General features: G+C 71.9%; 15 protein-coding genes and 1 pseudogene. 5 read left to right on the top strand and 11 right to left on the bottom strand.

What is annotated here, in order from left to right; translation table 11 throughout:
* Positions 1-6 precede the first annotated feature (6 nt).
* The 8 genes from EDC50_RS15560 to oleC form a co-directional block, all read right to left on the bottom strand.
* Positions 7-645, bottom strand: a complete 639-nt coding sequence (locus tag EDC50_RS15560) for a lysophospholipid acyltransferase family protein (RefSeq protein ID WP_199742110.1) — start codon at positions 643-645, stop codon at positions 7-9.
* Entirely contained in the window at positions 642-1,061 is a 420-nt protein-coding gene (arfB, locus tag EDC50_RS15555; RefSeq protein ID WP_123771414.1) for an alternative ribosome rescue aminoacyl-tRNA hydrolase ArfB, read from the bottom strand. Before arfB ends, EDC50_RS15560 begins: the two co-directional genes overlap by 4 nt.
* Before the next feature lie 44 nt (positions 1,062-1,105).
* Positions 1,106-1,792: a pseudouridine synthase gene (locus tag EDC50_RS15550; RefSeq protein WP_242003053.1), complete on the bottom strand. Its 687-nt coding sequence runs from the start codon at positions 1,790-1,792 to the stop codon at positions 1,106-1,108.
* A gap of 205 nt (positions 1,793-1,997) precedes the next feature.
* The gene (gene ubiB / locus EDC50_RS15545) at positions 1,998-3,674 is read right to left on the bottom strand and encodes a ubiquinone biosynthesis regulatory protein kinase UbiB (protein WP_123771412.1); all 1,677 of its coding nucleotides are present in this window, start codon (positions 3,672-3,674) and stop codon (positions 1,998-2,000) included.
* Positions 3,671-4,342 (bottom strand): ubiquinone biosynthesis accessory factor UbiJ, encoded by a 672-nt coding sequence (locus tag EDC50_RS15540; protein WP_123771411.1) that lies wholly within the window; start codon positions 4,340-4,342, stop codon positions 3,671-3,673. Before EDC50_RS15540 ends, ubiB begins: the two co-directional genes overlap by 4 nt.
* Before the next feature lie 90 nt (positions 4,343-4,432).
* Positions 4,433-4,591 (bottom strand): DUF1328 domain-containing protein, encoded by a 159-nt coding sequence (locus EDC50_RS15535; RefSeq protein ID WP_123771410.1) that lies wholly within the window; start codon positions 4,589-4,591, stop codon positions 4,433-4,435.
* Between the two features lie 62 nt (positions 4,592-4,653).
* Positions 4,654-5,664: a 2-alkyl-3-oxoalkanoate reductase gene (gene oleD, locus EDC50_RS15530; RefSeq protein ID WP_123771409.1), complete on the bottom strand. Its 1,011-nt coding sequence runs from the start codon at positions 5,662-5,664 to the stop codon at positions 4,654-4,656.
* Positions 5,665-5,766: 102 nt separating this feature from the next.
* Positions 5,767-7,503 carry an olefin beta-lactone synthetase gene (gene oleC, locus EDC50_RS15525; protein ID WP_123771408.1) on the bottom strand — a complete coding sequence of 579 codons (1,737 nt, stop codon included), beginning with the start codon at positions 7,501-7,503 and terminating at the stop codon, positions 5,767-5,769.
* 123 nt (positions 7,504-7,626) lie between these two features.
* On the opposite strand from oleC, the gene EDC50_RS15520 reads away from it, so the two are divergent.
* Positions 7,627-7,992: a YkgJ family cysteine cluster protein gene (locus tag EDC50_RS15520; protein WP_123771407.1), complete on the top strand. Its 366-nt coding sequence runs from the start codon at positions 7,627-7,629 to the stop codon at positions 7,990-7,992.
* Between the two features lie 103 nt (positions 7,993-8,095).
* Here the strand turns inward: EDC50_RS15520 and EDC50_RS15515 are convergent, their stop codons facing one another.
* From EDC50_RS15515 to EDC50_RS16915, 3 genes and pseudogenes are all read right to left on the bottom strand, one after another.
* Positions 8,096-9,013 carry an alpha/beta fold hydrolase gene (locus tag EDC50_RS15515; protein WP_123771406.1) on the bottom strand — a complete coding sequence of 306 codons (918 nt, stop codon included), beginning with the start codon at positions 9,011-9,013 and terminating at the stop codon, positions 8,096-8,098.
* Between the two features lie 1,046 nt (positions 9,014-10,059).
* Positions 10,060-10,323 carry a PAAR domain-containing protein gene (locus EDC50_RS15510; RefSeq protein ID WP_123771405.1) on the bottom strand — a complete coding sequence of 88 codons (264 nt, stop codon included), beginning with the start codon at positions 10,321-10,323 and terminating at the stop codon, positions 10,060-10,062.
* Positions 10,324-10,423: 100 nt separating this feature from the next.
* Positions 10,424-10,645 (bottom strand): annotated as a pseudogene (locus EDC50_RS16915) (DUF6708 domain-containing protein); the annotation flags it as partial.
* 52 nt (positions 10,646-10,697) lie between these two features.
* Here EDC50_RS16915 and EDC50_RS16815 point away from each other — a divergent pair.
* The 4 genes from EDC50_RS16815 to EDC50_RS15495 all read left to right on the top strand — a co-directional run bounded on the left by EDC50_RS16815 (position 10,698) and on the right by EDC50_RS15495 (position 13,032).
* Positions 10,698-10,826, top strand: a complete 129-nt coding sequence (locus EDC50_RS16815; protein WP_277872352.1) for a hypothetical protein — start codon at positions 10,698-10,700, stop codon at positions 10,824-10,826.
* Positions 10,827-10,904: 78 nt separating this feature from the next.
* Positions 10,905-11,900, top strand: a complete 996-nt coding sequence (locus tag EDC50_RS15505; RefSeq protein WP_123771404.1) for an HNH endonuclease — start codon at positions 10,905-10,907, stop codon at positions 11,898-11,900.
* Between the two features lie 46 nt (positions 11,901-11,946).
* Positions 11,947-12,348 (top strand): hypothetical protein, encoded by a 402-nt coding sequence (locus tag EDC50_RS16735; protein WP_242003049.1) that lies wholly within the window; start codon positions 11,947-11,949, stop codon positions 12,346-12,348.
* Positions 12,349-12,564: 216 nt separating this feature from the next.
* Positions 12,565-13,032 (top strand): hypothetical protein, encoded by a 468-nt coding sequence (locus EDC50_RS15495; protein ID WP_242003050.1) that lies wholly within the window; start codon positions 12,565-12,567, stop codon positions 13,030-13,032.
* Positions 13,033-13,174: the final 142 nt, after the last annotated feature.

Raw genomic sequence — 13,174 nt, 5'->3', positions numbered from 1 at the left:
CGCGGCTCAGGCGTCGTGGTTCTTGCCCTTGGAGACGGTGCGGTACCAGGCGCGGATGCGTTCGATGTCCGCGCCCATGTCCTCGCCCAGCTCGAACAGCGGGCCGATGCCGATCACCTTGTCGCCGTAGTGGAAATACGCCGGCAGCACCGGCACCTGCGCGGCCTTGGCGATGCGCCAGAAGCCGGGCTTCCAGCGCTCCACCGGCTTGCGCGTGCCCTCCGGGGCCAGGCCGTACCAGAAGCGCTGCGCCTGGCGGATCATCTCCGCGGCCTGCTCGACCACGCCGGCGGGCGCGCTGCGGTCGACCGGGATCACGCCCAGCCGGCGCAGCACGTGGCCGAGCAGCGGCACCTTGAACAGCGAGTCCTTGCCGAGGATCTTGATGTCCAGCCCCAGCGCCATCTTCGCCGCGAAACCCCAGACCCCGTCCCAGTTGGACGAATGCGGCGCGCCGATCAGCACCAGCTTGGGCAGGTTCGGGAACGCGCCGACCATGCGCCAGCCGCCGAGCCTGAGCACGGTGCGGCCGAGCCAGCGGCTGAAGGCATTGGGCTTCACCCGCGGCGCGTTCGGCGGCAGCGGCAGCACGGGGAGGTCGGCGGTTCCGGTCATCGGCACTCCAGTCGGGGCGGCGCGGCTCAGTCCCAGTCGCGGCGCGCGCGTTCGCGCTTGATCGTAGCGCGCTCGCGCTTCTCGCCCAGCCGGCGCTGCACCGCCGCGCGGGTCGGCCGGGTCGGCTTGCGCGGCTTGGGCGCGGCCAGGCCGGCGGCGAGGAACTCCGCCAGCCGGTGGCGCGCGTCCTCGCGGTTGCGCTCCTGGGTGCGGAAGCGCTGCGCGGCGATCACCAGCACGCCGTCGGCGGTCAGGCGCCGGTCGCGCCGGCTCAGCAGGCGCGCGCGCACGGGCTCGGGCAACGACGGCGAGCCGGCCACGTCGAAGCGCAGCTCGACCGCGGTCGCGACCTTGTTGACGTTCTGCCCGCCCGGCCCGGACGAACGCACGAAGCGCTCGACCAGTTCGTCCTCGGGAATCGCCAGTTGGGGGCCGACCTGCAGCATGGCGCGATTGTAGAGGGAGCCGTCCCCGCGCGATGCGAGCCGGGCTACGCCGGCGGCGCGCCGGCGAACAGCGCCAGCGCACGGGCGAACTCGGCATCGACCGGCGCGACCGCCTCGATCCGCCGGCCATCCGGATGGTCGAACGCCAACCGGCGCGCGTGCAGCAGCATGCGGTGGATGCCGAGCATGCGGAAGTGGCGGTTGTGGCGGCCGTCGCCGTGGCTGGTGTCGCCGATCAGGTGGTGCGAGGCGTGCTTGAGGTGGCGGCGGATCTGGCGGAAGCGGCCGGTCTGCGGCTGCGCCAGCAGCAGCGCGTAGCGCGAGGTCGCGAAACCCGCCGAGGGCAGCGCCAGTTCGGCGGTGGCCAGGCGCGCGAAGCGGGTCCGCGCCGGCTTCTTCTCCGGCTTGCCCGGGCCGCCGTCGAGCGGATGGTCGACCACGAACTCCGGCTCAGGCCAGCCGCGGCACACCGCCCAGTAATCCTTCTCCACCGCCTGCGACATCAGCCCCTTGCCCAGGGCGGATGCGGTGTCGCGGTCGAAGGCGAGCAGCAGGCAGCCGCTGGTGGCGCGGTCGAGCCGATGCACCAGGAAGATCGGCCGCCCGAACTGCGCGCGCAGGCGGTCGGCGGCGAAATCGGTCTCGCCGCGCGCCAGCGCGCTGTCGTGCACCATCAGGCCGGCCGGTTTGTTCACCACCGCGAGCCGTTCGTCGGCGTACAGCACCGGCAACGCCGCGTCGGGCGGCGCCTGCGGCCCATGCGCCTGCGAAGGCGGGCGGGAAAGGGGTGGCGTGGTCACCGACGATGCTCGCTCCTGCCGATCTTCTTTGCGCACGGATCCGGTGTCGCGCAAAGCCGCGCGCAACCAGCCGCGTCCGTCGCCGGGCGGATCGCCCGGGACGTTCGCCCGCGCCGGCGCGCGCACGCCGGCGCGATCAACGCCCGCGCGGCCAGGCGGCGAGCAGCGCCCAGACGCCGCCCAGGCCGGCGACCCAGGCCGAGGCCGGCACCGACCACAGCCGCGGCCCGCCCGCCTCCAGCCCGTACAGCACCACGGCGACGATCAGCAGCGCGGCGCCGAGCACCGCCGCCACCGTGCGCCGCTGCGCCGCGCGCAGCACGCGGTTGAGCTCGGCCAGGTCGTGCGAGTGCAGCTGCACCGGATGCCGGCCCTCGACCTGCTGCAGCAGCCAGGCGTGCAGCAGGCGCGGCATCTCCGGCGCGTGCGTGACCAGCTCCGGCAGGCGCTTGCGGAACTCGCGCGCCAGCCGCTGCGGGCTGTAGCGCTCGAGCAGGATGCGTTGCAGCACCGGCCGCGCCACCGCCCAGATGTCGAGCTTCGGGTCGAGCAGGCGGCCGACGCCTTCGATGTTGAGCAGGGTCTTCTGCAGCAGGATCAGCTGCGGCTGCAGAGTCAGCTCGTAGCGCTGCGCGGTGCGGAACAGCTTGACCAGCACCTCGGCCAGCGAGATCTCGCTCAGCGGCCGGGTGAAGTACGGCTCGCACACCGCGCGGGCGGCCGCCTCCAGCTCGTCGATGCGGATGTGCGGCGGCATCCAGCCGGCGCGCACGTGCAGCTCGGCGATGCGGCGGTAGTCGCGGTTGAAGATCGCCATGAAGTTCTCGGCGAGGTAGTACTGGTCCTCGTCCGAGAGCTGGCCCATGATGCCGAAGTCCAGCGCGATGAAGCGCGGGTTGGCGCGCCGCGCCGGGTCGCTGTCGACCCAGATGTTGCCGGCGTGGGCGTCGGCGTGGAAGAAGTTGTCGCGGAACACCTGGGTGTAGAACACCCGCACGCCCTTGGCGGCGAGCGCGCGGCGGTCGATGCCGGCGGCGTCGAGCGCGGCGATGTCGTCCGCCGGGATGCCGCGCACCCGCTCCAGGGTCAGCGCGCGCGCGCCGGTGTGCGACCAGATCACCTCCGGCACGTACAGGTCGTCGCTGCCCGCCCAGAACCGGCGCAGCACGCTGGCGTTGGCGCCCTCGCGCTGCAGGTCCAGCTCGGCGGCGAGGGTGTTCTCGATCTCCTCGACGATCGCGCGCGGGCGGATCTTGTCGGCGCTGGGGTGGGTGCGGTCGACGATGCCGGCGACCGCCTTGAGCAGGGCGATGTCGCCGGCGATCTGCCTCTCGATGCCCGGGCGCAGCACCTTGACCACCACCTCGCGCGACGCGCCGTTCGCGTCCGGCGGCAGCGTCGCCGCATGCACCTGCGCGATCGACGCCGAGGCCAGCGGCTCGGTGTCGAAGCCGGCGAAGGCCTCGGCGATCGGGCGGCCCAGCGCCGCCTCGACGATCGCGCGCGCGGTCTCGCCGGCGAACGGCGCGACCCGGTCCTGCAGCAGCGCCAGTTCCTCGGCGATGTCCGGCGGCACCAGGTCGCGGCGGGTGGACAGGATCTGCCCGAACTTGACGAAGATCGGCCCCAGCTCCTGCAAGGCCAGGCGCAGGCGCGCGCCCCGCGGCAGCGCGGCGATCTCGCCCGGCGCGCGCGGCACGAACGGCCGCGCCAGCTTGAGCCAGCGTTCGGCCGGGGTGTCGTCGAGCAGGGCGTCGAGGCGGTAGCGCAGCAGCACGCGGCCGATGCGCCAGGCGCGCAGCGCCGACCTCATGCGTCGCGCTCCGCCGCGATGCCGCCGGCGGCGGCACGCAGCCGCGCGACGCGCGCGGCCAGGCGCTCGGCGTCGTCGCGCAGGGCGTCGACGTCGTCGCAGAAGGCGTGCAGTTCGTCGCGCGCGACCACGTCGCGCGATTCCTCGGTGACGTATTCGGCGCTGGCGCGGGCCAGGGCGCCGGCGGCGTCGCGCGCATGCCGGAACGCCGCGGCGAAGGCCTCGGCGATCTGCACGCCGAGCACGTCGCCGAACGCCTGCGCGAACGGCTGCTGCCAATCGGGGTCGAAGCGCTCGGCCAGGCGCTGCAGGCGCCGCGCCAGGTCGGCGTCGCCTTCGATGCGCAGCTTGCCGGGCGCCGGCGCGGCGTCGTCGCGCAGCCCGGCCAGGGCCGGCAGTTGCGCGAGCAGGCCGCCGAGCGTGGCGCGTACCGACAGGTCGGGCGCCGCGTCGTCGAGCGGCCCGACCCGGAGCCGGGCGTCCTCCACCCGCAGCTGCAGCGCCAACGGCGGCGCGGCCAGGTGCAGCGCGAGCCGGCGGCCTTCCAGCGCGCGCAGGCCTGCGCGCGTGTCCGGGTCGAGCGCGAGCGCGCGCTCCAGCGCGGCCTCGAGTGCGCGCCCGGCCAGCGGCTTGAGTGCGGCCAGCGGCGAGAAGGTCGGTTCGGTCATGCCTCATTGTAGCCTCGCGCCCGCCGCGGCCGGCGCGCGCGAGGCCCGAGGCACGGCCGCCGGCGCCGGCGTGCGGCGCCCGCGGCGGCGTCAGACGCTGCGGCCGCGCAGCATCGAGATGATCGCCAGGACCAGGAAGACGACGAACAGGATCCAGGCGATGTTGCTCGCGGTGCCGGCGATGCCGCTGAAGCCCAGCACCGCGGCGATGATGGCGATGACGAAGAAGATGACGGCGTAGCGCAGCATCGGAACCTCCGGTGATCGCGGCCAGGTCGGCCCTCGTCGCGATCCTGGCCGAGCGGCGGTGGTCAGCCGGTGACGGCGCGCGGCGCGGTCCAGGCCGCCTTCAGGCGGGTGAGCCCCTCGTGAATCGACACCTTCGGCACGTAGCCGAAATCGCGCCGCGCCGGGGCCATGTCGTACCAGTGCGTGGTCGCCAGTTGCTCGGCGAGGAAGCGGGTGATCGGCGGCTCGCCGCGCAGCGGCAACGTCCGCCACAGCGCCTCGCAGACGGCACCGGCGGCATAGGCCACGCCGAACGGCACGCGGCGGGTCACCGGCGGCGCGCCGGCGGCGGCGAGCAGCGCGTCGATCATTTCGCGCAGCGGCTTGGGCTCGCCGTTGCTGATGAAGTAGGCGCGGCCGGCGCAGGCTGCGCCGGGCGCGAGGCGTTCGAAGGCGTCGAAGTGCGCCTGCGCGGCGTTGTCGACATAGGTGGTGTCGACGCGGTTGCGGCCGTCGCCGACCAGCATCAGCCGGCCGGCGCGGGCGCGCTCGACCAGGCGCGGCAGCAGCTGGTTGTCGCCCGGGCCCCAGATCAGGCGCGGGCGCAGCGCAACCGTCGCCAGCGCGGCGTCGTTCGCCGCCAGCACGCGCCGCTCGGCGATCTGCTTGGTCAGCGCGTACGGTGCCTTCAGGCCTTCGCCGTAGGGCACGTCGTCGGCGCTGCCGCCTTCGACCGGATGGGTCGCGCGATGGGTCACGCTGGGCGTGGAGGTGTAGACCAGGCGGCGGATGCCGAGCGCGCGGCAGGCCTCGATCACGTGCTCGGTGCCGACCACGTTGGCCAGGTGGTAGTCGCGGTACGGCCCCCAGGCGCCGGCCTTGGCGGCATTGTGGAACACGGCCTCGCAGCCCTGCGCCGCAGCGAACACCGCATCGCGCGAGGCCAGGTCGCCCCGCACCTGACGCACGCCGAGCGCCTCGAGCGCGGGATAGAAGCCGCGGTTGAAGCTGACCACTTCGTGCCCGCGCTCGCGCAGCCCGCGGCACAGCGCCTGCCCGAGGAATCCGCCGCCGCCGGTGACCAGGATCTTCATGCGTGTTCGCCTAGGGAGCAGGAACCGAAAACCAGGGACGGGGAACGCGAGCGGGAGGTACCGGCGCGCGCCGCCCACCCGGTTCTCTCCATTCGTTCGCTTTCATTCGTCATCCGCTTTCCGCGCCGCCCACACCGCCAGCTTCTCGCGCCCGATCTTGGCGTTGTGGCGGATGTCCACCGGAAAGCGCGGGTGGCGCAGGAAGCGCTGGACGCGCGCGGTGTGCGCCTGCGCGGCGCCCAGCGCGCGCAACTCGCGCTCGATCCGCGGCCACGCGCGCGCGGCCACGCCGGGCGCCAGCTCGACGCACAGCACCGGCGTCTGCGCGCCGAACGCGCCGATGCCGACCAGCGCGGTGCGGCGCACCTGCGGATGCACGTTGAACACCGGCTCGACCTGCTCGGTGTACAGCGGCCCCTGCGCGGTCTCGACCCGGTGCGACTTGCGCCCGCAAAACCACAGCCGCCCCTCGGCGTCGAGATAGCCGACGTCGCCCATGCGGTGGACGATGCGCTCGCCGCCGCCGGGCAGGCGTTCCCGGATCTTGGCCAGGCGGGTCTGCGCATCGCGATTGAAATAGGCATCGGTCGCGGTCGGGCCGGCCACGGTGATCTCGCCGACCTGGCCGGGCGCGAGCTGCAGCTCGTCGGACCAGCGCTCGATCGGCGCATCGACGATGCGGATCACCCGCACCACGTTCGGCGCCACCGCGCGGCCGACGCAGGTGCCGGCGCCGGCCTCGGTGGCCGCGCGGGTGGCCTGCAGCTCGCGCGCTTCGATCGCCGCCACCGGCAGGCATTCGGTGGCGCCGTACGGGGTCCAGAACTGCGCATCCGCCGGCAGCAGCTCGCGCAGCTTCGCGACCACCGCGGCCGGCACCGGGGCGCCGGCCGAAGTCACCCGCCTCAGCGTCGGCAGCGGCGCGCCGTGCTGCGCCAGCACCGCCATCAGCGCCGGCGAGCCGAACAGCTGGTCCACGCCGAAGCGCGCGATCGCGTCGTGCAGCTTGCGCGGATCGGCGCGCGCCGGCTTGGTCGGATCCATGTCCGGGATCACCGAGGTCAGGCCGAGGGCCGGGTCGAACAGCGCGAACGGCGGAAACGTCGGCAGGTCGACGCCGCCGGGCGCGATGCCGAACGCCTCGCGCAGCATCGCGACCTGGGCGACGAAGTGGCGGTGGCGGTAGACCACGCCCTTGGGCACGCCGGTCGAGCCGCTGGTGAACAGGATCGCGGCGACCTCGTCCGGTCCGGTCGCCGCCAATTGCGGACCCGCGCCGGCGCCGGCGCGTTCGACCCCGGCCAGGGTCGCCTCGGCCCACCACGCGCGCGCGCCGGTGGTGATGCGGATGCGCGCCGAGCGCGCCCAGCCCAGCGCCACGCGCGCCGCGTGCGCCAGCGGAATGCCGATGAAGGCCTGCGGCTGCGCCTCGTCCAGGCATTGCTTCAGCGCGCGCCTGTCGATCCCCGGATCGACCAGCACCGGTACCGCCCCGGCCTTGAACAGCGCGAACATCAGCAGGAAGAACTCCGGCGTCGGCCGCACCATCACCACGGTGCGGGTGCCGCGGACCACGCCGTGGCGGGCCAGTCCGGCGGCGATGGCGTCGCTGCGCGCGTCCAGCTCGCGGTAGCTCAGGCCCAGGTCGTAGCGCGCCAGGCCGTCGGCGCCGCGGCGGCCGGGGCAGCGCAGGGCGATGCGCTCGGGAAAGCGCGCGGCCAGCTCCGGCAGCGACGCGGCGATGTTGCAGGGCGCGCCCGCTCCGGCCGGGACGGCCGCCGAGGCCGGGGCCGTTCCGGCGGGGCCGGCGCTTTCCTCGGGACTGCGGTGTGGCGCCATCGGCTGCGTTCGCCAGGGTCGGAAGGGCCGGTATTGTCGCCCGCGCCCGCCTCTTGCGCAGCGCCCGGGGATTCCCAAAATTCCGCGCCTATCCCAACCACCTCGCCTCGTGGGGACGGCCGCATGCGCCATCCTTGCCTGACCTGCGGCGCCTGCTGCGCCCATTTCCGCGTGAGCTTCCACTGGTCGGAGACCGAGCCGGCGCTCGGCGGCACCGTCCCCGCGCACCTGACCGAGAAGCTCGATGCGCACCGGGTGGCCATGCGCGGCACCTCGTCGAAGACGCCGCGCTGCACCGCCCTCGACGCCGAGATCGGCGTGCGCTCGCGCTGCGCGATCCACCCGGTCAAGCCCAGCGTCTGCCGCGAGGTGCCCGCCTCGTGGGAGTTCGGCGCGCCCAGCCCGCAATGCGACAAGGCGCGCCTGGCGCACGGCCTGCCGGCGCTGACGCCCGCGGACTGGGACCTGGAGCCGCCGATCGCGGCGTGAGCGGGCGGGCGCCGTCCGCCGCATCGATGTGCGGCGGCCGCCGCGTGACGGTCGGCCGCGGCGACGCCTGCCGCGTCGGAAGCAGCGCCGCCCCGCTTTGCCGCTATGCCAGCGGATGCGCGTCGAGGAACGCCCGGATCGCCGGCACCAGCGCCTCGGCCTTGTCCTCGAGCACGTAGTGGCCGGCGTCCTCGAACGCCTGCACCCGCGCCTGCGGCAAGGCGCCGACGAAGCCTTGCAGGAAATGCCGGTCGAACACGAAATCGCGCAGGCCCCAGCCGATGAAGGCGGGGCGGTCGGCGTATTCGGGCAGCTTGCGGCCCATCGCCTCCACCAGCGGCCAGGCCGCATCGCCCGGGCCGAGCGGGATGTCCTGGACGAAGCGCAGGATCGCGATCCGGTTCGCCCAGGAGTCGTACGGCGCCAGATAGGCGCGGCGCACGTCGGCCGGCATCGGCCGCTCCACCCCGACCCGCGCCGCGACCGCGGCGAAGGCGTTGAAGCCGCGGATCGACAGCGCGCCCAGCGCCGAATCGCGGCCGAACCGCAGGCTCTTCGGCAACGGCTTGGCCGCGGGCAGCGGAAACGCGCCGGTGTTGAGGATCACCAGCCGCCGGATGCGCTCGGCCTGGCGCAGCCCCCAGCCGAAGCCGATGCCGCCGCCCCAGTCGTGCACCGCCAACGTCACCGGCCCGTCCACGCCCAGGTGCGCGAGCAGCGCGTCCAGATCGTCGATGCGCGACTGCAGCGTGTAGCCGTAGCGCGGCGCCGCGCCGGGCGCGTCGTCCGGCTTGTCCGACAGCCCCATGCCGACGTGGTCCGGCACGATGCAGCGGTAGCGATCGCGCAGGCCGAGCACCAGCTTGCGCCAGTAGTAGCTCCACGACGGGTTGCCGTGCAGCATCACCACCGCCTCGCCGTCGCGCCGGCCCTCGTCGAGGTAGCTCATCGCGATACCGGGGCGGACCTGGAAGCGGCGCGGAGCGAAGGGGTAGTCGGGTAGCGGGAGGCTGACGCTCATCGGGGGCTCGTCGCGGGTCCGCCGATGCGGACCGGGGCGCCATTATCGCGGCCGGCACGCCGGATGGCTGCCTTCCCTTCGCCGCATCGGCATGCGCGCCGCGCCTGCGGGCTTCCCCGCGATCGCCCGCACTCCATCGCGATGCCCCCAGCCGGCCGTGCACGGTCCGCGATCAGGTGCGGGGTCGCCCGTCCTGGGCCGCGAGGCCGCAATCGTCGTTCTCCGGATGGAGGACGCCTGGCCAGTTCCGCCCTCGTTCGCGCCGCACAGCACCAGGCGCTTGCTGTTCGTCACCCGGCCGAGCCCGCGACGATGCACGCCGGCCCGGCACGAACCGGCAGGTCGCCGTCGGTCCCGAGGCCGCTCGCCACGCCGAGCGCGCACGTATGGCGCCTGCCGTTGCAGTCGATGCAGACCGGCACCGCCAAGGCCGCCGCAGCCCCGTGCGCCCGTTCCGGGGACTCCAAGGCCCCCTCGCGCGCTGCTTCGCTGCCCCCGCCGCATACCTCGTCGGCGAAAGCCGACGCATCCACCTCGGCGCTCCGCACGCATCCGGCGCCTGCTTTCCGGCGATGCCGGCCGGGGGTGCGGCGGGCGGCGCGGGCGGAGATGCCGCCGCGGCAGCCCCGGACCGCTGCGGTGCCCGCGTGCAGGCTCCGAAGATCAAGCAGACACCAGCCAGGACCGGCCAGCCCATACGGACCTTCATGCGCGCACCATCGAAGGGCATATCTCCTCGTGCGAGTCGTCGTATTCGGAACCGATGCGTCGATGGCGCCGCGTGCGGCGCCCAGACGATGTGCTACCCACCGGAGCGGGTCCACCGGATCGACGGCTCGCCCGCGGCGGCCCGTGGCGGCCATCTTGCCGCGCTTCTCGTGCGGGCGTATACCGCCCTCGCTCGTACGCGCTGCGCGCCCGGTCGAACCCGACGATGCGGATCTCCACGTCGATCCGTTCGTAGCCGCTCATCCGCTCGGCGATGCCCAGCCAGGCGTCGCTGAAGCCAATCACTTCGCCGGCAGGCCGATGCGGATTCGGCTCGCTCAGCCCACGAACGCCTGCGACTGCCCGGCGATCAGGGTGGCGCCGCAGGCGGTCTTGTCGCCGTGCCGCGCCAGCGACCGGCCGTCGACGATGAAGCTCGCGTCGCCGCTGGCGATCGGGAAGGTGCCCTGGCACTTCGGGCACTGCACCGGGTCGCCCATCCGCGCCACCGGCTTGCCGTAGAGGTCCGTCTCCGCCGAACCGGTCAGCACCGTGCCGCCGTGGTCGGTCTTGTCGCCGACGACGATGAAAGGCTTCGACATCGCAACCTCCCGCGGCGGATGCAGCCTCCGCCGGATGCAAGGGACCGCGGCACGATTCGGCGTCGATCTCCGGCGGCCATTTCACTTCCGGTGCGAAGCGCATCGCGATGTAGTGGCCGATGCCCGCCGGAATCATCAGCCAGAACCCCGCCAGGAAAATCGGAATATTGATGCCCCAGTCCCATACGGTCATGCGCGCACGCACCTCCCGCCCTTCCTCGGTGGGGTCCAGGAAGCGGATATGCTCGAACAAGCTGCGTCGGAACGTGATCTCCTGCCGTCGCGGCGGATACGTCGGCAACCCTTCTGGTCCTTGTTCCATGTACGTCCGGCAGTACGCCCACATGTTGTACAACTCGGCCGTGGTCGGGTGATTGCCTTTGTCTCAGTGCCGGGGCGTGTTCGACTCGACCGACGATGCACAAGTGAAGCAGGTTCATCGTGTGGAGATGCCGTTGGCCTACTACCAACTGCTGCCGGTGATCGACCCCGGCCTGATGTAGTGGTTCTATCCGCGCCAGGACACAGGCGTCGCAGATCTCGGCCAAGTCAACGGCAATTGGCTCGCCCGAATCGTTCAGATGCTGCAGGGCGTTTCTAACCCTGATACTCTGGGCTTGGGGGAAGCCTGGATGGCGTTCTGGTGGGTCAACCACAAGCAGACTCGTGACCACGAGGTGCGTGGCGGCTACCTGTGGTCGCCCATGCGCAACGCCAACCGCACCTTCAATCAGACCTACGAGAACATGCGGCTGGTGAAGCCGGGCGATGTGGTGTTCTCGTATGCCTTCGGGCGCATCGCCTACATCGGGCAGGTCGTCGAAGCCGCCGCCGCCAGCCCCAAGCCCACTGAGTTCGGCAACGTCGGCGACTACTGGTCGGACGAAGGCTGGCTGGTCAGCGTGTACTTCGCGCCCGCGCCGAAGCCGCTCCAGCCCAAGGACCACATCGCGGCCATCGCACCGATGCTGCCCGCGAGGTACTCCCCGATCCAGAAGAACGGCAACGGCAATCAAGGCTGCTACCTCGCCGGCATTTCCGATGCCCTCGGTCACCTGCTGCTGGCGCTGCTCGAAGTCGAAGCGCAGCCCACGTTTACGACGCCTGCCTTCGTCCATGACATCGAGCCCGACGCCGAAGTCCTCGACGACCTGCACGACATCCAAGGCGACGCGACGATCCCTGAAACCCAGCGCCTGCAGCTAGCCAAGGCCCGCATCGGCCAAGGCCTGTTCCGCAAGCGCGTGATGCTGGTGGAACCGCGCTGCAAAGTGACCGGCGTCGAAGACACGCGCCTGCTGATCGCCAGCCACATCAAGCCATGGCGCGACTCGACCAATGCCGAGCGCGTCAATGGCTACAACGGAATCATGCTGTCGCCGCACGTGGATGCTCTGTTTGACGAGCGGCTGATCTCGTTTGAGGACGACGGGAAGATGCTCGTCCACCCGTCATTGCCGCGAGACGTGCTGGACCGCTGGTCCGTCGATCCGAGGGCCAACATTGGCAAGTTCCATCCCCAGCAGAGCACGTTCCTGCAGCATCACAGAAAGCTGTTTGCCATGAAGGCCGCCTAGCCAGTGGAGAACTTCGCAACAACGCCTTTCCTCATGGACGATACCTATGAAGACTCGCTTGTCGTTACTGTCGCTCCGACTTTCGGCCGCGCTTGCCTGCGGTAGCTGCTTGTTCGCTCCCGCCTCGAGCGCCGCAGACACCACGCCGTTTCAATGCGAACGGCTGACGATTGCGAAGACACGAAGCTGGATCGCACCGATCCTTCGGGACTTCTGTAACAACCAGGAAGCCCGCAACGCGCAGGCCGTCGCGAAGATTCTCGGCAAGCCACGCCCCTCTACGAAGGTCTATCTCCTGCCTGCCTATGGCAGCGCGGAGGCCAAACGCACGGGACTCGCCTGCGTTGGCGGAACGGCGATGCGGCGGCTCGCCAATGGGTGGGAACAACTTCGCGACCAGCAACACAACTGGGTCAGGTGCAGGGATCTTTCGGAAAATTCACTCTGACTCCTGCTTCTGATGATTGCCGCCACCGAGGTAGGGTCTAACTGTCCGGCACCTTTCTCAGGCCGTCATCGGCGACCTCTGGCTTCGCTCCACGGCCGCTGCGACACTTTTCCCGCACCACCGCCACCCGGCGGCAGGTCTACCCGCACGGATCGCGGTGGCGCATGGACCGTCCGGCCATTTCCGGACTCGCAAACGGAAGCAAGGAGCACTGCGATGCAAAACCTCGTATCGATCGACCTCACCCCGGCCGACATGGAAGCGCTCGATGGCGCGCTGGCCACGATCCAGTCGGTGCTCGGCCGCGGCGTAGCGCTGACCGCCCAGCAGCGGCGCGACCTCACCAAGATGGGCGACAAGTCGGAGGCGTTCTGCCGGCAGACGCTGACGCTGCTGTCCAACAACCCGCAGGTGGTACCGCCGAGCCTGGGCCTGTCCGAGGCCATGGCCGACCTGGCCGCGCTCGACGCCCTGCGCCCGCGCCTGGAGAAGCTGCGCCAGCTCGCCGAGCGCGCAGCTGACACCGAGCTGGCGCTGGGCAGCGACGTGATGGGCGTGGCGCTGGAGGGCTATGCCCTGCTGAAGGTGGCCGGCAAGGGCGAAGCGCTGAAGAGCGCCCGTCGCGAGCTGTCGGCGCGGTTCGCCAGGCAGGCCAGGGCGAAGGACCCGGCGCTGGCGGACTGACCGGCTGGCCGCCTGACAGAGGCGGCGAAGAGCATTCAAGCCCGGCGGATGAGCCCGAAGCCTCGGCCGCCGGGCTTTTTGCTTCATGCGTGACGCTTTTAGCCGCGGCAACGGGGCGTCTTGCCTCGCAACGGAGCTTTGG

Origin of the sequence: Vulcaniibacterium tengchongense (genome assembly GCF_003814555.1) — a bacterium.
GTDB lineage: Bacteria > Pseudomonadota > Gammaproteobacteria > Xanthomonadales > Xanthomonadaceae > Vulcaniibacterium > Vulcaniibacterium tengchongense.
Note: the sequence above shows the minus strand (reverse complement) of the source record. Positions and strands in the feature narration are given on the sequence as shown.